The 18895-nt window shown below is 65.5% G+C and carries 17 protein-coding genes and 1 pseudogene; 8 read left to right on the forward strand and 10 right to left on the reverse strand.

Annotation, left to right across the window (positions count from 1 at the left end):
* Positions 1-56 precede the first annotated feature (56 nt).
* The 3 genes from bglX (at position 57) to mdoH (ending at position 6631) form a co-directional block, all read left to right on the forward strand.
* Positions 57-2348: a beta-glucosidase BglX gene (bglX, locus tag P5704_021775; GenBank protein ID WOF81305.1), complete on the forward strand. Its 2292-nt coding sequence runs from the start codon at positions 57-59 to the stop codon at positions 2346-2348.
* Between the two features lie 187 nt (positions 2349-2535).
* Entirely contained in the window at positions 2536-4062 is a 1527-nt protein-coding gene (locus tag P5704_021780) for a glucan biosynthesis protein G (protein WOF81306.1), read from the forward strand.
* Positions 4055-6631: a glucans biosynthesis glucosyltransferase MdoH gene (mdoH, locus tag P5704_021785; GenBank protein WOF78598.1), complete on the forward strand. Its 2577-nt coding sequence runs from the start codon at positions 4055-4057 to the stop codon at positions 6629-6631. The genes P5704_021780 and mdoH overlap by 8 nt, the downstream gene beginning before the upstream one ends.
* 46 nt (positions 6632-6677) lie before the next feature.
* Here mdoH and P5704_021790 read toward each other — a convergent pair whose 3' ends face one another.
* Positions 6678-7019, reverse strand: coding sequence for an FKBP-type peptidyl-prolyl cis-trans isomerase (locus P5704_021790; protein WOF78599.1), 342 nt, complete (start codon positions 7017-7019; stop codon positions 6678-6680).
* Between the two features lie 227 nt (positions 7020-7246).
* Here P5704_021790 and P5704_021795 point away from each other — a divergent pair, with 227 nt between their 5' ends.
* Both P5704_021795 and wrbA read left to right on the forward strand, forming a co-directional pair.
* A complete protein-coding gene (locus P5704_021795; GenBank protein ID WOF78600.1) occupies positions 7247-7945 on the forward strand; it encodes a pirin family protein in 699 nt (232 codons plus the stop codon).
* 83 nt (positions 7946-8028) lie between these two features.
* Positions 8029-8628: an NAD(P)H:quinone oxidoreductase gene (gene wrbA / locus P5704_021800; protein ID WOF78601.1), complete on the forward strand. Its 600-nt coding sequence runs from the start codon at positions 8029-8031 to the stop codon at positions 8626-8628.
* Positions 8629-8643: 15 nt separating this feature from the next.
* Here wrbA and P5704_021805 read toward each other — a convergent pair whose 3' ends face one another.
* Positions 8644-9144 (reverse strand): GNAT family N-acetyltransferase, encoded by a 501-nt coding sequence (locus P5704_021805; GenBank protein WOF78602.1) that lies wholly within the window; start codon positions 9142-9144, stop codon positions 8644-8646.
* A gap of 132 nt (positions 9145-9276) precedes the next feature.
* On the opposite strand from P5704_021805, the gene P5704_021810 reads away from it, so the two are divergent.
* A complete protein-coding gene (locus tag P5704_021810) occupies positions 9277-9816 on the forward strand; it encodes a DUF3087 domain-containing protein (protein WOF78603.1) in 540 nt (179 codons plus the stop codon).
* Positions 9817-9854: 38 nt separating this feature from the next.
* On the opposite strand, the gene P5704_021815 is transcribed toward P5704_021810, so the two are convergent.
* The 6 genes and pseudogenes from P5704_021815 to P5704_021840 all read right to left on the reverse strand — a co-directional run bounded on the left by P5704_021815 (position 9855) and on the right by P5704_021840 (position 14572).
* Complete coding sequence (locus tag P5704_021815) at positions 9855-10532, reverse strand: cytochrome c (protein WOF78604.1); 678 nt, start codon at positions 10530-10532, stop codon at positions 9855-9857.
* A gap of 10 nt (positions 10533-10542) precedes the next feature.
* Entirely contained in the window at positions 10543-11517 is a 975-nt protein-coding gene (locus tag P5704_021820; protein ID WOF78605.1) for a copper resistance protein B, read from the reverse strand.
* The gene (locus tag P5704_021825) at positions 11507-11827 is read right to left on the reverse strand and encodes a hypothetical protein (protein ID WOF78606.1); all 321 of its coding nucleotides are present in this window, start codon (positions 11825-11827) and stop codon (positions 11507-11509) included. Before P5704_021825 ends, P5704_021820 begins: the two co-directional genes overlap by 11 nt.
* A gap of 11 nt (positions 11828-11838) precedes the next feature.
* A pseudogene (locus P5704_021830) lies at positions 11839-13638 on the reverse strand (copper resistance system multicopper oxidase).
* A gap of 209 nt (positions 13639-13847) precedes the next feature.
* The gene (locus tag P5704_021835) at positions 13848-14294 is read right to left on the reverse strand and encodes a DUF411 domain-containing protein (protein WOF78607.1); all 447 of its coding nucleotides are present in this window, start codon (positions 14292-14294) and stop codon (positions 13848-13850) included.
* A gap of 20 nt (positions 14295-14314) precedes the next feature.
* A complete protein-coding gene (locus P5704_021840) occupies positions 14315-14572 on the reverse strand; it encodes a heavy-metal-associated domain-containing protein (GenBank protein WOF78608.1) in 258 nt (85 codons plus the stop codon).
* A gap of 212 nt (positions 14573-14784) precedes the next feature.
* Between P5704_021840 and P5704_021845 the strand changes: the two genes are divergently transcribed.
* Positions 14785-15468, forward strand: a complete 684-nt coding sequence (locus P5704_021845; protein ID WOF78609.1) for a heavy metal response regulator transcription factor — start codon at positions 14785-14787, stop codon at positions 15466-15468.
* Positions 15465-16829: a heavy metal sensor histidine kinase gene (locus P5704_021850; protein ID WOF78610.1), complete on the forward strand. Its 1365-nt coding sequence runs from the start codon at positions 15465-15467 to the stop codon at positions 16827-16829. The genes P5704_021845 and P5704_021850 overlap by 4 nt, the downstream gene beginning before the upstream one ends.
* A gap of 8 nt (positions 16830-16837) precedes the next feature.
* Here the strand turns inward: P5704_021850 and P5704_021855 are convergent, their stop codons facing one another.
* The gene (locus P5704_021855) at positions 16838-18160 is read right to left on the reverse strand and encodes an ATP-binding protein (protein ID WOF78611.1); all 1323 of its coding nucleotides are present in this window, start codon (positions 18158-18160) and stop codon (positions 16838-16840) included.
* Positions 18157-18834: a response regulator gene (locus P5704_021860; GenBank protein WOF78612.1), complete on the reverse strand. Its 678-nt coding sequence runs from the start codon at positions 18832-18834 to the stop codon at positions 18157-18159. The genes P5704_021855 and P5704_021860 overlap by 4 nt, the downstream gene beginning before the upstream one ends.
* Positions 18835-18895 lie beyond the last annotated feature (61 nt).

The raw sequence follows: 18895 nt of genomic DNA on the forward strand, positions 1-18895 counted from the left end.
GCGATGGGTGTGCCTGTGTGTGGCTGATCGGTTGATAGGGGAATGGGGTTGTGATGATGAAAAGGCTGTTGCAGTTTGTCCTGCTTGCCAGCGCAATGGGCTCCTTCGCCTGCGTGGCACAGCCCATGCTGCCGCTGGATGACCGGCAGGCACTGATCGAGACCCTGCTCGAGCGCATGACCCTGGCGGAGAAGATTGGCCAGCTGCGGCTGATCAGCATCGGTGGCGACATGCCGCGCGAGCGCATCGTCGAGGAGATCGCGGCCGGCCGCATCGGTGCCACCTTCAATTCGGTGACCCGAGCCGACAACCGCCCCATGCAGGACGCGGCCTTGCGCAGCCGACTGGGCATTCCGATCTTCTTCGCCTACGACGTGGTTCATGGCCATCGCACCATCTTCCCGATCAGCCTGGCGCTGGCATCGAGCTGGGATCTGGAGGCCATCGCCCTGAGCGGTCGGGTGTCGGCCAGCGAGGCCAGTGCCGACGGCCTCGACCTGACCTTCGCGCCGATGGTCGACATCACCCGCGACCCGCGCTGGGGCCGGACCTCCGAAGGCTTCGGTGAGGATCCGTACCTGGTCTCGCAGATCGCCGGCACGCTGGTACGTGCCTATCAGGGCGAGCGCCTGAGCGCTGCGGACAGCGTGATGGCCAGCGTCAAGCACTTCGCCCTGTATGGCGCGGTGGAAGGGGGCCGCGACTACAACGTGGTCGACATGAGCCTGCAGCGTATGCATCAGGATTACCTGCCGCCATACCGTGCCGCGGTGGACGCCGGGGCCGGCGGCGTGATGATCGCACTGAACACCGTCAACGGCATGCCGGCCAGCGCCAATCGCTGGCTGCTGCGCGACCTGCTGCGTGATGACTGGGGCTTTCGCGGGCTGAACATCAGCGACCACGGCGCCATCGACGAACTGCTGCGCCACGGCGTGGCCCGCGATGGCCGCGAGGCCGCGCGCCTGGCGATCGAGGCGGGTATCGATCTGAGCATGCATGACTCGCTCTATCTCCAGGAACTGCCGGGGCTGGTCGAGCGCGGTGAGGTGCCGATCGAGCTGATCGACCAGGCTGTGGGGCGTGTGCTGGGCGCCAAATACGACCTCGGTCTGTTCCATGATCCTTACCGGCGCATTGGCAAGGCGGTGGACGATCCCGTGGAGGTCAATGCCGAAAGCCGCCTGCATCGCGAGGCCGCGCGGCGGGTCGCACGCGAATCGTTGGTGCTGCTGGAAAACCGTGACAACGCTCTTCCGCTGCGCAAGGACGCGACCATCGCGCTGGTCGGCCCGCTGGCCAATTCCCACGTCGACATGCTCGGCAGCTGGTCGGCGGCCGGTGTGGCGACGCAAACCGTGACGCTGCGTCAGGGCCTCGAGGCAGCGATTGGCGATTCCGGCCGGGTCATCCATGCCCGCGGTGCGAATGTCAGCGATGATCCTCGACTGATCGAGTACCTGAACTTCCTCAACTGGGACCGCCCGGAAGTGACGCAGGACCCGCGGCCGCCGCAGGCGATGATCGACGAGGCCGTGCGAGCCGCGCGCGAGGCTGACGTGATCGTTGCTGCCGTGGGCGAGTCACGTGGTATGTCCCACGAATCCTCCAGCCGTACCAGCCTCACGCTGCCGGCCAGCCAGCAGGCGCTGCTCGAAGCCCTGGTCGCCACCGGCAAGCCGTTGGTGGTGGTGCTGATGAACGGCCGCCCGTTGCAACTGGGCTGGGTCAGTGAACATGCCGATGCGCTGCTGGAAACCTGGTTCGCTGGTACCGAGGGCGGTAATGCCATCGCCGACGTGCTGTTCGGCACACACAACCCCTCTGGCAAGCTGCCGATCTCCTTTCCACGTTCGGTGGGGCAGATTCCCACCTACTACAACCATCCGCGACTCGGCCGGCCCTACGTCGAGGGTCGCCCCGGCAACTACACCTCGCAGTATTTCGAAGAACCCAACGGTGCCTTGTACCCGTTCGGTTATGGCCTGAGCTACACCGAATTCGAGCTGACGAAGCCGCAGCTTTCACGACATCAGCTGAAACGCGGCCAGATTCTGGAGGTCAGCGTAACGGTGAAGAACAGCGGAGCACGCGCCGGCGCGACGGTGGTGCAGCTGTATCTGCAGGACCTGGTCGGCTCCGGCGTACGCCCGGTCAAGGAACTCAAGCGCTTCGAAAAGCTCATGTTAGAGCCGGGTGAGTCGCGGGTAGTGCGCTTCGAACTGGGCGAGGACGATCTGAAGTTTCCCGACGCGCGACTCGACTACGTGGCTGAGCCTGGCGAGTTCGAAGTGCAGCTGGGGCTCGATTCCCGGGCTGTGCAAAGCGCGCGTTTCGAGCTGTTGTAAGACTTTTTCTGTATGGCGATCTGCATGCAGCCCACGGTCGCTGCCGCGCTTCAGAGCAAAGCGGCGGGGCACGCGGGTTGTAGGTGATCAGAACACAGCGAAGCAGGGCGAACTCTGCACAAACGTGTAATTCGGAGGCGGTGTGTTACGCATTTTTCAATGGAATACGGGGAAACAGTCGGCACGTATGCTGGCCGGTCTGGCGGGTGGCCTGTTCATGCTGATGGCCGGCAGTGCGCTGGCGTTCAGCCTTGACGATGTGGCCAAGCGGGCCCAGGAGCTGGCAGCCAGCCGTTACGAGGAGCCGGTGAGCAACCTGCCCGACGAATTCCGCCAGATGGCATTCGCCGACTACCAGCGCCTGCGCTTCAACCCGGAACATGCCTACTGGAAGGACGTCGAGACGCCGTTCCATCTGCACTTCTATCACCAGGGCATGCACTTCGACACGCCGGTGCGCATCAATGAAATCACCGCGACGAAAGTGCGCGAAATTCGCTACGACCCCTCGATGTTCGAGTTCGGCGGCGTCGACATCGACCCGGCCTCGCTGGAGGGGCTGGGCTTTGCCGGCTTCAAGGTGCTCTATCCGCTGAACACGAAGGACAAGCAGGATGAGCTGATGACCCTGCTGGGCGCCAGCTACTTCCGCATCATCGGCAAGGGCCAATGGTACGGGCTTTCCGCGCGTGGGTTGGCGATCGACACGGCGCTGCCGGTCGGCGAGGAGTTCCCGCGTTTCCGCGAATTCTGGGTCGAGCGGCCGCAGGCTGATCGGCGCAATCTGGTGATCTACGCGCTGCTCGATTCACCGCGTGCCACTGGCGCCTATCGTATGGTGCTGACGCCGGGCAAGGACAGCACGCTGGACGTGCAGGCCAAGGTGTTTCTTCGCGAGCAGGTCGGCAAGCTCGGCATTGCGCCGCTGACCAGCATGTTCCTGTTCGGCGCCAACCAGCCGAGCAGCGTCACCAACTTCCGTCCGCAGCTGCATGACTCCGAGGGTCTGGCGATCCATGCCGGCAATGGCGAATGGATCTGGCGCCCGCTGAACAATCCGAAGCGGCTGGCCGTCAGCGCGTTCAGTGTGGAGAACCCGCGCGGCTTCGGGTTGATGCAGCGCACCCGCGATTTCGGCCGTTACGAAGATCTGGACGACCGCTACGAGCTGCGCCCGAGCGGCTGGGTGGAAACCCGCGGTGACTGGGGCAAGGGCCACGTCGAGTTGGTCGAGATCCCGACGCCTGACGAGACCAATGACAACATCGTCGCCTTCTGGTCCCCGGAAAAGCAGCCGGAGCCTGGCCAGTCGCTGGATCTGGAATACCGCCTGCATTTCTCCATGGACGAACCGAGCCTGCACGATCCTGAGCTGGCCTGGGTACAGCAGACCCGTATTTCCACCGGCGATGTCAAACAGGCCAACCTGATCCGCCAGCCTGACGGCAGCACCGCACTGATCGTGGACTTCGTCGGGCCGGTGCTGGAGCAGCTCGCCGAGGATGCGCCAGTCAGCACGCGCGTCAGCGTCGATGACAACGCCGAGCTGGTGGAAAACAACCTGCGTTACAACACCGTCACCAAGGGCTGGCGCCTGACGCTGCGCGTGAAGGTGCGTGACCCGGCGCGCCCGGTCGAGATGCGCGCGGCGCTGGTCGATGGCGACAAGACCCTTTCCGAAACCTGGACCTACCAGATTGCTCCCCATGAATGAGCAGCATGCAGTGAATGGCCTGACGCAAAGCTATTGCGACGGTCTGGCGTTGAACGACACCGAGGACCCGGCCAGATACCGGCAGACGGCCGAGCAGGGTGATCTGCTCGCGCTGCATGACGAACTGTCTGCCGAGACCAGCGCGCAGCGCAGCCCGTCGCGTCGTTTGCTCGACTCGGTGGTCGCGCGACTGCGGCTGGGCTGGGGCGATCTGGTCGACCGCGCCGGCGTGATCGCCGAGGATCACCAGGGGCGCGCCTATGTGCAGTCGACCCCGCCGATCGTGCGCACGCGCATGGTGCCGGAGCCCTGGCATACCAATATCCTGCGCCGTGGCTGGCGCCGGATGCTGGGTCGCACGCCGCCGCGGCGTCACTTCGAGCCCAGTCCGCAGCCGCTCGACGAAGCGCGCTGGCGCCGCGTCGCAGCCCTGCGCCGCGCGGCGCTGCTGGTGCTGATGCTCGGGCAGACCGCCTTCGCCACCTGGCAGATGAAGGCGGTGCTGCCTTACCAGGGCTGGTTCCTGGTCGACATGCAGGAGGTGTTCGTCCAGCCGCTGTCCGAATCGGCCCGGCAGATCCTTCCCTATGTGGTGCAGACCAGCATCCTGCTGCTCTTCGCACTGCTGTTCTGCTGGGTCTCGGTGGGCTTCTGGACCGCGCTGATGGGCTTCTTCCAGCTGCTGCGTGGCAAGGATCGCTACAGCATCTCGGCCAGCAGCCCCGGTACCGAACCGATACCGGCCGAGGCGCGTACGGCGCTGGTGATGCCGATCGCCAACGAGGACGTGCCGCGCGTATTCGCCGGCCTGCGTGCGACCTACGAGTCGCTCAAGGCGACCGGTGAACTCGAGCATTTCGACATCTTCGTGCTCAGCGACAGTAACGACCCGGACACCTGCGTTGCCGAGCAGAAGGCCTGGGTCGAGCTGTGCCGTGCGGTGGATGGCTTCGGCCACATCTTCTATCGCCGCCGCCGGCGCCGGGTGAAGCGCAAGAGCGGCAACATCGACGATTTCTGCCGTCGCTGGGGCAGCAGCTACCGCTACATGGTGGTGCTGGATGCCGACAGCGTGATGAGCGGCGAATGCCTGACCAGCCTGGTGCGACTGATGGAGGCCAACCCCAACGCCGGCATCATCCAGACCGCGCCCAAGGCGTCGGGCATGGATACGCTTTATGCGCGGCTGCAGCAGTTCGCCACGCGCGTCTACGGTCCGCTGTTCACCGCCGGGCTCAACTTCTGGCAGCTGGGTGAATCGCATTACTGGGGCCACAACGCGATCATTCGCGTGAAGCCGTTCATCGAGCACTGTGCCTTGGCGCCGTTGCCTGGCACCGGTTCGTTCGCCGGGGCGATCCTCTCCCACGACTTCGTCGAAGCCGCGCTGATGCGCCGTGCCGGCTGGGGCGTGTGGATCGCCTACGACCTGCCGGGCAGTTACGAGGAGCTGCCGCCCAACCTGCTCGACGAACTCAAGCGCGATCGTCGCTGGTGTCACGGCAACCTGATGAACTTCCGCCTGTTCATGGTGCGCGGTGTGCACACGGTGCATCGCCTGGTGTTCCTCACCGGGGTGATGTCCTACCTGTCGGCGCCGCTGTGGTTTCTCTTCCTGCTGCTGTCCACCGGCCTGCTGGCGATCCATACGCTGATGGAGCCGGAGTACTTCCTGCAGCCCAATCAGCTCTACCCGCTGTGGCCGCGCTGGCATCCGCAGGAAGCCATCGCGCTGTTCTCGGCGACCATGACGCTATTGTTCCTGCCCAAGCTGCTCAGTGTGCTGCTGGTCTGCATCCAGGGCGCCCAGGCCTATGGCGGGCGGCTGCGGGTGGTGCTGTCGATGCTGATCGAAACGCTGTTCTCGGTGCTGCTGGCACCGGTGCGCATGCTCTTTCACAGCGTATTCGTCACCGCGGCGTTCCTCGGCTGGTCGGTGCAGTGGAAATCGCCGCAGCGCGGCGATGACGCCACCCCCTGGGGCGAGGCGCTGCGCCGGCATGGCTCGCAGATCGTCATCGGTGTGCTCTGGACGGCCCTGGTCGCCTGGCTGGATGCAGCCTTTCTCTGGTGGCTGGCGCCGATCGTGGTGTCGCTGATCCTCTCGGCGCCGGTATCGGTGATCACCAGCCGTACCGGACTGGGCCTGGCTGCGCGGCGCGGCAAGCTGTTCCTGATTCCTGAGGAATACGCCCCACCGACCGAGCTGGCCAATACCGACCTGTATCAGCAACAGAACCAGGCCGTTGCCTTGCGCCATGGCTTCCTCGTGGCAGTGGTCGATCCCCTGTACAACGCGCTCGCCTGTGCCATGGCGCGCGCCCGGCATGCCAAGGTGGTCGCCGGCGCCGAGCGTTTGCGCGAGCAACGCCTCGCCCAAGTGCTGACGGTCGGCCCTGACGGCGCGGATGCCGAGGCGGCGCGCTGGCGCCTGCTGAACGATCCGGACGGCATGGCGCTGTTGCACCGTCACGTCTGGGAAGATCCGGCCGGGGCCGTCTGGCTGGCGCGCTATCGGGAACAGTATCCCCACGGCGTGGCACGCCCGGACCTCGCCAGCGAGGCTTGATACGCGCGGCTTTCTGGCGGCCCGCTTGGGGCGCCAGAAAGGCTAATCAGTCGTCGCGCGTAAGTACTTCCAGCAGCTCGATCTCGAAATGCAGATCCGAATTGGGCGGGATATGCGCGCCGACCTGGCGCTCGCCATAACCCAGATGAGCCGGCACGAACAGTCTGCGCTTGCCGCCGACCCGCATGCCCATCAGCCCGATGTCCCAACCCTTGATGACCCGACCGGTGCCGATCACGCACTGGAAGGGTTTGCCACGCGTGTAGGAGCTGTCGAACTCCGTGCCGTCGCTCAGCGTGCCGCGGTACTGGGTAGTGATCAGCGCGCCCTTGACCACCGCTTTGCCGTCGCCGAGCTGAATGTCTTCGACCAGCAATTCATCGTTCATTCATGCGCTTCCTGAAAGCTGAAAGAGGGAGCGCTTTGTGGCAGGTAAATGCGCTGTGGGCAAGAGACTGGCTGCTACGCCGGTTCACCGAAGCCCGTTCATCCGTATAAGTATCGATTTAATCGATAGCTATTGGCTGAAAATTGCAAACATTATTGATCTGATTGAATCGATCATCTCTCTCATTGGCCGGGGTCGCCCCGGTGACCCGATTTGCGGAGAGCGAGATGATCGAACTACGTCCATATGCCCGGCTTGGTCATGCGCAACACGGCTGGCTGAACGCGCGCCACCACTTTTCCTTCGCTGGTTATCACGACGTCGAGCGCATGCGCTGGGGCCGTCTGCGCGTATGGAACGACGACAGCATCGCGCCGCAGTCGGGCTTCGAGCCGCATTCGCACCGGGACATGGAGATCATCACTTACGTCCGCCAGGGTGCCATTACCCACGAAGACAGCCTCGGCAACCGCGGCCGTACCGTCGCTGGCGATGTGCAGGTGATGAGCGCCGGCACCGGGATCGTGCACAGCGAGTACAACCTGGAGGATGTGGAAACGCGCATTTTCCAGATATGGATTCATCCGCAGCAGACCGGACTGCCGCCGGCCTGGGGCACTCGCCAGTTCCCCACTGGCGAGCGCGCCGGCGCTTTCGTCACGCTCGCCAGTGGCCTGCCCGGCGACGACGAGGCGCTGCCGATTCGTGCTGAAGCCAGGCTGGCAGCGGCTACGCTTGCAGCAGGGCAGAACGCCGACTACGAAATTGCCGCCGGGCACCGGGTGTATCTGGTGCCAGCCAGTGGCCAGATCGAGGTCAACGGACTCATGGTCGCCGCCGGCGATGGCGTGGCCGTGCGCGACGAAACACGGCTGAGCATCAGGGCCGTGGCAGACAGCGAAGTCATCCTGGTCGAGTCGCTCTGACACCCATCGTCGGAACGACCCGCCTGGCGCGTTATCACATCCAGAACGTTATTCAGACTCACCCACCGAAAGAGGAAAGCAAGATGGCGAAGATTCTCGTGCTCTACCACTCCATGTACGGCCACATCGAAACGATGGCCAATGCCGTCGCCGAAGGCGCGCGCCGCGTGCCGGGTGTCGAGGTGACGATCAAGCGCGTGCCGGAAACCATGCCGGAAGACGCCTTCCGCAACGCCGGCGGCAAGGTCGATCAGCCCGCCGACATCGCCGATCCGAACGAGCTGCCGAACTACGATGGCATCATCTTTGGCACACCGACCCGCTTCGGCAACATGTCCGGGCAGATGCGCAACTTCCTCGACCGCACCGGTGGCCTGTGGGCCAAGGGCGCGCTGTACGGCAAGGTCGCCAGCGTGTTCGCCTCGACCGGCACCGGCGGTGGGCAGGAGATGACCATCACCTCGACCTGGACCACCCTGGCGCACCACGGCATGGTCATCGTGCCCACCGGTTATGGCATCAGCGAGTTCTTCGACATCTCCGAAACCAACGGTGGCACGCCCTATGGCGCCACGACCATCGCCGGTGGCGACGGCTCGCGTCAGCCTTCGCAGAAGGAGCTGACCATCGCGCGCTACCAGGGCGAGCACGTGGCGAAGATCACCAGCAAGCTCAAGGGCTGACGAACGACGCAGTCGCTACGCTGGGACCTGCCCAGGTCCCAGCAACAGGCCATACATCAGTTCGTCGACGAAGCCCTCGTCGCTGCTGCGCTTGTAGGCGTCGCGCTGCGTGCCTTCGTGGACGAAACCGAAGCGCTCGTAAAAGGCGATCGCCCGCGGGTTGTCCGCCTCCACCGTCAATTCCACACGACGAATGCCGCTGGCGGCCAGCCTGTCGAGGGCTTCCCGCATCATCCGTCGCGCCAGGCCGCTACCCTGGACCTCGGGCGCGACGGCCAGGGTGCCGAGGTAGGCGACATGGGCGGCGCGGCCCAGATGGCGCTGCACCTTGTAAAAGCCCTGCACCACGCCATCGTCTTCGAAGACATAGAAGCCGGCGCTCTCGAACAACGGCTCGAAGACCTTGCCGAAGTGCTCGCGCGGCATGGGATCGAAGCCCAGGTAGGGCACCACGTCCGGGTGCATGTAGATATCGTAGACCCGCTGCTGATCGGCGGGCGTGGCAAGGCGGCGCATGAGGTTCTCCGGTCGGGGGGGGCCCCAGCATAGCCGGGTTGTGGAAGAACCTGCGCTGCATCAGTCAGCGCGCGGCGATTGCGGTGATAATGGTCGCCGCTCATCTCCCTCCTCAGCCAAGGACATCGCCCCGTGGTGCTATTCGAGATCGTTCCGCTCAGCCCCGAAACCTATCGCCAGCAGACCCGGCGCAGCACGCTGATCGTCGCGGCGACCTTCGCCGTCCTCGCCATGGGCTTGTCGACCCTGGCCGTGGCGCTGTTCGGTGAGCCCGGTGGCGACAACTTGCGGCTGAACATCGGTGGCGTGGTGGCCGGATTGGCGCTGACGATCGGAGTCGTCAGGTGGCTGTACTGGCAGCAGCCGTGGATGGCAGCGGCGGTGTACGGCTGGCAGCTCAAGCGCAGCCTGATGCGCGTGACCAACATGATGCACCAGGTCAAGGCAGGCGTAAGTGCGGGCGATCCGGATGCGATGAAGCTGCTGCGCTTCTATCACTTGGGGTTGACGCAGATGCATCGGCTCGATGGCAACTCCAGCGGCCTCAGCGATTCGGTTGCCGAGATTGACCGTCACCGCGAGGCGATGGAGGCGCGGAACATGGATACCGACCAGCCACGCCTAGAGTCGGGTTGGCTGGAGCGAGTCGGACAGATCGAGGCGAAGCGCTGAGGCGCGCGGTCTGAAGGCGAATTGTCCCGTGCTGCGCATCAATGCACGTGGCGGCTACCGTCCGGGTGGTGGTGTACATCGACTTCCGGTGCTGCTTCTGATTGCGCCGGCGCATGGCCGTCTTGGGCACCTTGATGATGGTCTGCGCCTGCCGGCTGCTGATCGGCGGCAGGAGCGTGCATGTCCGATTCACCGCCACCGTGCAGGTGGCCGTCACTAGAGTCCACCAGCGTCTGGTATTCCAGCGGGGTGAGTGAGGGCAGTTGTTCGACGAAGGCGACCAGCGACCAGATGTAGCGGTCCTCCATGAACTTGCCCCACGCCGGCATGCCGGTGGACTTGAGTCCATGCTTGATGACCCAGAAAGTCGCGGCCGGGTCGTTGTCGCGGTCCTCGGCAAGCGTTGGGGGCGCGGGGTAGAGGCCCTGGCTCAGTTCGGTCGGCTCGACGCCGGGCGCCAGGTGGCAACCGACGCACATGGCCGCGTAGTTGCCCGCCCCGGAACGAATCTGCTCCGCAGACCCCAGCGTCGGCACTTCGAGGTCGCGGGCGCGCACGGCCACGGCGCGTTCACGGGTGGTCTCCAGCACGGCGTGCAGTGGCGCGCTGTGCGGGGCGTCCGCGCCGACATCGATGATGCCGGAATACACCACCAGCGCGCCGCCGATTGCGACCAGCAGGGTGCTCAGTGCCAGTGTCGCCAGGACAGTCTTCATACGTGGGGCCTCAGAACCAGAAGCGAATACCGGCTACCAGCTTCGCCTCGCTGACGTCTTCGTCATCGGCACGCAGCAGGTCAGCGGTATTGCCGTAGGCACGGCCCCAGCTGACGCCGACATAAGGCGCGAACTGACGACTTATCTCGTAACGCAGGCGCAGACCGACACTGGCGTCGCTGAGGCCGGAGCCGACGCCGCGCGCCTCGTCGTTGCGCCCGTGCAGGTTCAGCTCCGCGGTGGGCTGCAGTACCCAGCGCTGGGTCAGCAGGATGTCGTATTCAGCCTCCAGGCGCAGCGCGCTCTGGCCGCCCTCGCCAAGGAAAGCCGTGGCTTCGGTTTCCAGACCGAACAGCGGCATGCCCTGCACGCCAAAGGCGGCCCAGGTCTGTGGCGAGCCAGGCTTGAAGTCCTGGCGCACGCCTGCGACGGTTTCCCACCAGGGGCCGATGGCGCGGCTCCAGAGCAGCTGCAGTTCGGCCTCCTCGGTGTGGCCATTGGTGCGCTCACCCTCGGAGCGGAAGGCGAGGCGGTCGATATCGCCGCCATACCAGCCGGAAATGTTCCAGGCCAGCGTGCTGCCTTCATCGGCGTCCTGCCATTCCAGCTGATCGGCGAGGAACAGAAAATTGCTGCCGCCCTGGTGCATAGCATGAGGCGGCAGGTCGGGAAATGCCGCGGCGCGGTCAGCATCGCTGATCGTAGGAATTGGCGTGCGCGGCTCCTGTCCGGTGCCAACGCCGGTGACCGGTGGGTGAGCCATTGAACTGTGATCCATGCTGCTGTGATCGCGATGATCCATGCCGCCTTGGTTCATGGGCTCATGGTTCATCTGGCTGTGATCCATCTGCCCAGGATCCATCTGGCTGTGGTCCGCTGGCGCAGCGTGCCCGGCGTGTCCGGAATGATCCATGGCCTGCTGCGCCTGGCTCGCCGTCGCAGCCAGTGCGAGGGCGATGGCGACCGGCAGTGTCTTAATGATCATGCGGCTTGCCTTGTTCGGCGCCCTTTGGCAGGTCCTTCTGCATCTTTCCGTTGCCCATGCTGCCGTGGTCCATGTGGTCGGAACCCATGTGCTGGTCGTGCATGTCCTGCATCTTGTCGTGGTCCATGCCCTGCATCATGTCGCCCTGCTTTTGTCCGGGCTTGTGCTGGCTGGCCTGCGGCGCGGCCTGTTCGGCTGGCGCGTTGGCGGGATGATGACCATCGTGCTCACTCTGCGCGTAGACAGTGTTGAGGCCGAACGTCGCAGCCAGGCCGAAGGCGAGCAGGGCGGTGCGCTTGATTGTCTTCATGGTTTTCTCCGTCATTCTTCTACGCGGACTTCGCGGAACATCCCGAGGTCCATGTGCATCAGCATGTGGCAGTGGTAGGCCCAGCGACCGAGGGCGTCGGCGGTGACGCGATAGCTGCGTTTCGAACCCGGTGGCATGTCGATGGTGTGCTTGCGCACCTGGAAATTGCCGTGTTCGTCCTCCAGATCGCTCCACAGCCCGTGCAGGTGGATGGGGTGGTGCATCATGGTGTCGTTGACCAGGACGAAGCGCACCCGCTCGCCATACTTGAGGCGGATTGGCTCGGCGTCGGCGAAGGGAATGCCGTCGAACGACCAGGCGAAGCGTTCCATATGGCCGGTCAGGTGCAGTTCGATGGTGCGCGTCGGCTCACGGCCGTCCGGATCGGCGAAGGTGCTGTGCAGGTCGGCATAGGTCAGCACGCGCCGGCCGTTATCGCGCAGGCCGATGCCGGGATCGTCCAGCTTGGGCACCGGCATCATGGTCTGCATGTCCACCAGCGGGTTGTCGGTTTCGCTTGCCGGATGCGTCTGCATGCCGCCGCCGGACGAGCCGTGGCCCATGGTGGCGTGGTCCATCTGGCCATTCATCTCATTCTGATTCATCGCGCCGTGATTCATGTCGCCATGCCCGGCGTGAGGATCGTCGCTCGGCGCAGGCGCAGCAGCCTGGCCGTGGGCGGCATGATCACCGTGGCCCATGTCCTCCATGCTCAGCTCTGGGCGCGGGTCCGGCTTGGGCACCGGCGCCTGCAGGCCATCGCGCACGGCCAGGGTCCCACGGGCATAGCCGCTGCGGTCCATGGCTTGGGCGAACAGGGTGTAGGCGTCCTGGCTGCCGTCCGGCTCGACGATCACATCGAGGGTTTCCGCCACGGCCAGGCGCACTTCGTCCACCTGCACCGGTTCGACGTTCTGCCCATCTGCGGCGACCACGGTGAGCTTGAGGCCGGGAATGCGGAAGTCGAAATAGCTCATCGCCGAACCGTTGATCAGGCGCAGGCGGATTCGCTCGCCTGGCTGGAACAGGCCGGTCCAGTTGCCGTCCGGCGCCTGGCCGTTGAGCAGGTAGGTGTAGGTGGCACCGCTGATGTCGGCGAGATCGGTCGGCGACATGTTCATCTTCGCCCAGGCCCAGCGCTCGCTGACGGTGTCACTCCAGCCGTTGTCGGCGACATCGTCGATGAAATCGCCAAGCGTGCGGCGGCCCTGGTTGTAGTAGTCCGAGCGCTTCTTCAGCTTGGCCAGCACCCGCGCCGGGCTTTCGTCGGTCCAGTCGGAGAGGAACACCACGTAGTCGCGGTCGTAGCTGAATGGTTCCGGCTCCTTGGGATCGATGATCAGTGCGCCATAGACCCCCAGCTGCTCCTGGAAGCCGGAGTGGCTGTGGTACCAGTAGGTGCCGTTCTGGACGACCTTGAAGCGGTATTCGTACATGCCGTCCGGCGCGATGCCGGCGAAGCTAAAGCCGGGAACGCCGTCCATGTTGGCCGGCAGCAGGATGCCGTGTCAGTGGATGGAGGTGTCGTGGGGCAGCCGGTTGCGCACGCGCAGGGTCACAGTGTCGCCCTCGCGCCAGCGCAGCAGCGGGCCGGGAATGCTGCCGTTGATGGCCATGGCGGTGCGGCGTTTGCCGGTGAAGTCGACGCTCATGGAGTCAATGGTGAGGTCGAACTCGGTGCCGCTGAGCACCGTCGGCTGGCCTGGGCTGGTCAGCGCCCAGACGGGCTGTTGCCACAGCCCGAGGCCAGCGACGGCGCCGCCGGCAGCCAGGCTTTTGACGAAGGTGCGCCGAGAACTGGTCAATTGCATGCGGGTCCTGTTCGGTCGATCGAATTGTTGGTTTGCCGCCGCGCAGGCGCGACGTTGCAACGCTTATGACAAGCACCATAGCGCGGTGCATCTGTCAGCGACCTGAAGCGAAAATTACGATTTTGTCATCTGGCAGCGTGGCCATCCGCAATCGGGCTGGCCCTGCCGGAGATGCCGAACGGCATCGCGTGTCCTGATGGCAGCGCGGCTTAGCGAACCGGCTGCGCGCCGAGGTACTCGCCGAGTACCAGATCGCGGCCCTTGGTGGTCAGGCCGATCACCTGGTACTGCTGGTGCGGCTGGCCATAATCCATGCCCGGCGAGCCCGCCGGCATGCCCGGTACGGCAACACCGGCGAGATCGTCGCGCTTCTGCAGCTCATGAATCGCCGCAACCGGAACGTGGCCTTCGACGAACTTGCCGTCAATCACACCGGTGTGGCATGAGCCCAGGCGCGGCGCGACACCCAGCTTCTGCTTGACCGCAGACATGTTGCTTTCGACGTGATCGCGCACCTCGAACCCGTTGGCCTCGAGGTACTTGATCCAGTCCTTGCAGCAGCCGCAGTTGGCATCGCGATGCACATCGATGACATCCGCGGCGTGGGCCATGCCGGACATCAGCAGAGCGGCGAGTGCGGTGAGGTAGAGTTTCATGGGCTTCTCCAGAGCGATGTTCAGTTGCAGCCGCAACCGCATCCGGTTTTGCGGGGCGTCGGGGCGGACGAGTCGGTGGTGACCTCGGCAGGGTAACCGGCTTCGTCGAGTGCGGCGATCAGCTCCGCGCTATCGGCCGTGCCGTCTATCCGGGCGAGCCCGGCGGCCAGATCGACCTCGACGCGCTCGACACCCGCCAAGGGCTGTAGTGCCGCGGTTACATGCCGGACGCACGCGCCGCAGGTCATGCCGGATACCTTGAGTTGAATGCTGGTCATGGGATGGTCCTCGGTTAGCCAGTCTGGTAGCACTGGCTTGATGCTCAACCTTGACGCGATGGTAAGGTCAAGCCTCATTTTTCTGAGTACCACGCTAACCCCGGCGGCCTGACAAGAGGCTGATCGGAAGATTACTTTTTTGTCAGCTTCGTGGCGTCCCAGCTGCGGGCACTGCCACACTTGCGGCGTCGCCACCGAAGGAACTCGCCGCCATGAAATTGCTGGTCGCTGAAGACGAACCGAAAACCGGCATGTACCTGCAACAGGGGCTGAGCGAGGCCGGCTTCACCGTCGACCGTGTTACCAGCGGCACCGACGCGCTGCAGCATGTGCTGAGTACGCCCTATGACCTGCTGATTCTCGACGTGATGATGCCGGGCCTGGATGGCTGGGAAGTGTTGCGCCTGGTGCGGGCGTCGGGCAACGAGGTGCCGGTGCTGTTTCTGACCGCGCGCGATCGCGTCGAGGATCGCGTCAAGGGGCTGGAGCTGGCCGCCGACGATTATCTGGTCAAGCCGTTCGCTTTCTCCGAACTGCTGGCGCGCGTGCGCACGCTGCTGCGACGAGGCAACGCGGCGGCCTTGCAGACCCAGCTGAAGATCGCCGATCTGGACGTCGATCTGCTCAAGCGCCGCGCCATGCGGGCTGGCCAGCGTATCGACCTGACCGCCAAGGAATTCGCCCTGCTGGAACTGCTCCTGCGCCGGCGCGGCGAGGTGCTGCCCAAGTCGCTGATCGCCTCGCAGGTGTGGGACATGAATTTCGACAGCGACACCAATGTCATCGAGGTGGCGATCCGTCGCTTGCGGGTGAAGATCGACGATGGCTTCGAGCCCAAGCTGATCCACACCGCACGGGGCATGGGTTACATGCTCGACGAGCCGGACGCGCCATGAAGCGGCTGTCGCTGACCGCGCGGCTGAGCCTGATGTTCATGCTAGCGGTGACCGGCGTGCTGGCGGCGGCCGGCTATTTCTTCAGCCAGCTCAGTGAGCATCACTTCGACGAACTGGACCGCCATACGCTGCACGAAAAGCTCGAGGCAAGCCGACGCCTGCTAGGGGAGCTGGACGACCTGCAGAACTTCGAGCGCGTTCGCCCACAGCTGCAGGCGCTGCTCGGCGGGCACAGCGAGATGCGCGGTTTCATTTTCGATGAACGCGGTGCACAGCTGTTTCCTCAGCCGGGCGTTGATGAAGCGGAACCGCCGCTACTCGAGCTGATCGGCCGGGAGGCGGGAGAGCTGACACTGGACGGCCACGTCTGGCGTGGCGAGGCAGGGCATGTCGCGATCGGCGCGCAGCGGCTGACCTTGCTCATCCTGCTCGATGTCACCGCGCACAAGGCCTTCTTCCATACGTTCAGCGGCTGGCTATGGTCGGCGCTGGTGCTCTGTGCCTTGCTCAGCGGGCTGCTCGGCTGGCTGCTGGTGCGCAGCGGCTTGCGACCGTTGCGCGAGGTTACCCAGGTGGCCGCCTCCGTCTCGGCCAAGTCGCTGCGCGAGCGCATCCCCGACGAGTCGACCCCGGCCGAGCTGCAGCAGCTGGTGCAGGCCTTCAACGCCATGCTGGCGCGGCTGGAAGACGCCTTCGTGCGGTTGTCGAACTTCTCCGCCGACATCGCCCACGAGCTGCGCACGCCGCTGAGCAACCTGATGACCCACACCGAGGTGGCGCTGACCCGCGCGCGCACGCTGGATCAGTACCAGGACAACCTGCATTCGAATCTGGAGGAGTTGCAGCGCATGTCGCGGATGATCGACGACATGCTGTTTCTGGCCAAGGCGGATAACGGGCTGATCGTGCCGGACGCCAAGCCCGTCGCGCTGGAGGCGTTGTGCGCGCAGCTGCTGGACTATTACCAGCTCTCGGCCGACGAGCGCGGGGTGCGCTTCGAGCTGTCCGGTGCCGGTACGATTCAGGGCGACTTGTCGATGCTGCGTCGGGCGCTGTCGAACCTGCTGTCCAATGCGCTGCGCTATACGCCGGATGCCGGGGTGATTCGTGTGACCATCGAGCGCGGCGCTGGCCAGGTGACGCTTGAGGTAAGCAATCCCGGCGCGACCATCGCGCCCGAGCATCTGGAGCGACTGTTCGACCGCTTCTACCGGGTGGACCCGGCGCGCCGCGAAGGCAGCCCGAGCAATGCCGGCCTGGGGCTGGCGATCACCCGTTCGATCGTTCAGGCCCATCAGGGCCGTATCCATTGCACCTCCGCGCAGGGCTGGACGTCCTTCCGCCTGGAATTCCCCGGCTAAGCGCATGCTCAGCGCTGCAACGGCACCGTCAGCGATACGCGCAGGCCGTCGGCCTGGCTGTCGAAGGTGAGGGTGCAGTCGCAGCGTTGCGCGATCGCCTGGACGATGGCCAGGCCCAGGCCGCTGCCGCTGCTGGCGGCGTGTCGCCAGAAGCGCCGGGTCAGGTGCTCGAGATGTTCGGCAGCGATGCCCGGGCCCTGGTCGCGTACTTCGAAGCGTACTCGCTCCGCTTCAGGCAGCAGGGTCAGCGTGACGGCGCTGCCCGGCGCGGTGTGGCGCTGGGCATTCTCCAGCAGGTTGCGCAGCGCGGCGATGGCCAGCACCGGCGGCATCGCCAGCGGCGTGTCGGGCAATTCCGCCGGGACCTGCAACAGGATTGGCGCGCCATCGCCGCCACTGGCGTCCTGAATCGCCAGCCGCGCGACCTCGGCGGCGGTGCACTGCAGGCCATCGTCGAAATCCAGACTGCCTTCCACCCGGGCCAGCAACAGCAGCTGTTCCAGCGTGCGCTGCAGCCGATCGGCGCCGGCCTCGGCGTTGGCCAGCGCCTGTTCGGCGGCGGTACCTTCGGTCATGCGTGCCACCTGCAGGTGGGTCTTGATCGCCGTCAGCGGGCTGCGCAGTTCGTGGGCGGCGTCGCCGGTCAGCCGGCGTTCGCGTTCGATGGCCTGGGCGATGCGCTGGAACAGCTGGTTCTGCGTCTGCACCAGCGGCAGCAGCTCCGCCGGCAGGCCTTCGACCGGCAAGGGTTCGAGGGAGTCGGCGCTGCGTCGGGTCAGGGCCTCGCGAATCCTGCGCAGGGGCGCCAGCCCACGGCCCAGGCCGAGCCAGAGCAGACCCAGGCTGCCGAGCAGGGCGACCGCCACGGGCAGCGCCGCCGCCAGCAACACCGAGCGCTTCAGCGCGGCACGTTCATCCAGGCGGTCGGCCGTGGTGATGCGCAGCTCGCCTTGCACCAGCGTGAAGCTGCGCCAGGGCACGCCGTCGATCAGTTGGTCGCGAAAGCCGTTCTGCTCGGCGTCGAGCTGCTGGTCGGGCGCACTGTGGCTGCGCGCCAGCACCTCGCCACGCAGCGAGCTGACCTGGCAGGCCAGGCCGTTGGGGATGCCCAGTTGCTCGGCGCTCAGGCGCTGCGGCGGGCCGTCGCCGGGCACCGGCTGCGGCAACTGCACCAGCAGGCCGGCGACCATGCGCGCCGAGGCCGCCAGGCGCTGGTCGAGCGAGAGCATCATCTGGCTGCGCAGATCGACCAGCATCCAGGTCGCGGCCAGCGCCCAGAGCAGCACGAAGGCCGAGCCGAGCATCAGGGTCAGGCGCAGACGCAGGCTCATGACGCGTCCTCGTCACCTGCCGGACCGAGGCGGTAGCCGAGGCCGCGCACGGTTTCGACGATGCCGCTGCCGAGCTTGCGCCGCAGGTGGTGGATATGCACGTTGAGGGCATTGCTCTCGACATCATCGGCAAAACCATAGACCGCGTCCTTGAGCTGCTCGCTGCTGAGCACCCGGCCCTGATTGTTGAGCAGTGCCTGCAGCAGTGCCTGTTCGCGGCGTGACAGGTCGACGAGGCGGCCGTCCAGGCGTGCTTCGCAGCGGCTCGGGTCGTAGCTCAACCGGCCATGTTCGATGAGGTTGACGCTGCGCCCGGACATGCGCCGCATCAGCGTGTGCAGGCGCGCGGCCAGTTCGCGCAGGTCGAAGGGCTTGAGCAGGTAGTCATCGGCACCCGCCTGCAGGCCGGTGACCCGGTCGCTGACGGCATCGCGCGCGGTGAGCACCAGCACCGGCAGCTCCAGGCCCTGCTGGCGCAGGCGTCGCAGCAGGGCGAGGCCGTCTTCGTCGGGCAGGCCGAGGTCGAGGATCAGCACATCGAAGTGCGCCGCGCGCAGCAGGGCTTCGGTAGCCGCCGCGGTCGCGGCGTGGTCGACGATCAGGCCCTGGGCATTGAGCCCGGCGACGATACCGCTGGCGATCAGCGCGTCGTCTTCGGCAAGCAGCACGTGCATGGGGAGGGTCCGCAGAAAAAGCTCAAGGGTGGACCTTAGCGATTAAGGCAACGTTATGCAG

This window comes from Pseudomonas sp. FeN3W, assembly GCA_030263805.2.
Classification (GTDB): domain Bacteria; phylum Pseudomonadota; class Gammaproteobacteria; order Pseudomonadales; family Pseudomonadaceae; genus Stutzerimonas; species Stutzerimonas stutzeri_G.

Coding starts and splice junctions, on each gene's coding strand:
- P5704_021780 (WOF81306.1), top strand. CDS start 2,536: ATGCTGGCCGGTCTGGCGGGTGGCCTGTTCATGCTGATGGCCGGCAGT.
- P5704_021860 (WOF78612.1), bottom strand. CDS start 18,834: ATGCACGTGCTGCTTGCCGAAGACGACGCGCTGATCGCCAGCGGTATC.
- P5704_021835 (WOF78607.1), bottom strand. CDS start 14,294: ATGAAACTCTACCTCACCGCACTCGCCGCTCTGCTGATGTCCGGCATG.
- P5704_021815 (WOF78604.1), bottom strand. CDS start 10,532: ATGAAGACTGTCCTGGCGACACTGGCACTGAGCACCCTGCTGGTCGCA.
- P5704_021850 (WOF78610.1), top strand. CDS start 15,465: ATGAAGCGGCTGTCGCTGACCGCGCGGCTGAGCCTGATGTTCATGCTA.
- mdoH (WOF78598.1), top strand. CDS start 4,055: ATGAATGAGCAGCATGCAGTGAATGGCCTGACGCAAAGCTATTGCGAC.
- wrbA (WOF78601.1), top strand. CDS start 8,029: ATGGCGAAGATTCTCGTGCTCTACCACTCCATGTACGGCCACATCGAA.
- bglX (WOF81305.1), top strand. CDS start 57: ATGAAAAGGCTGTTGCAGTTTGTCCTGCTTGCCAGCGCAATGGGCTCC.
- P5704_021825 (WOF78606.1), bottom strand. CDS start 11,827: ATGAAGACAATCAAGCGCACCGCCCTGCTCGCCTTCGGCCTGGCTGCG.
- P5704_021805 (WOF78602.1), bottom strand. CDS start 9,144: ATGCGCCGCCTTGCCACGCCCGCCGATCAGCAGCGGGTCTACGATATC.
- P5704_021820 (WOF78605.1), bottom strand. CDS start 11,517: ATGATCATTAAGACACTGCCGGTCGCCATCGCCCTCGCACTGGCTGCG.
- P5704_021790 (WOF78599.1), bottom strand. CDS start 7,019: ATGAACGATGAATTGCTGGTCGAAGACATTCAGCTCGGCGACGGCAAA.
- P5704_021845 (WOF78609.1), top strand. CDS start 14,785: ATGAAATTGCTGGTCGCTGAAGACGAACCGAAAACCGGCATGTACCTG.
- P5704_021840 (WOF78608.1), bottom strand. CDS start 14,572: ATGACCAGCATTCAACTCAAGGTATCCGGCATGACCTGCGGCGCGTGC.
- P5704_021855 (WOF78611.1), bottom strand. CDS start 18,160: ATGAGCCTGCGTCTGCGCCTGACCCTGATGCTCGGCTCGGCCTTCGTG.
- P5704_021795 (WOF78600.1), top strand. CDS start 7,247: ATGATCGAACTACGTCCATATGCCCGGCTTGGTCATGCGCAACACGGC.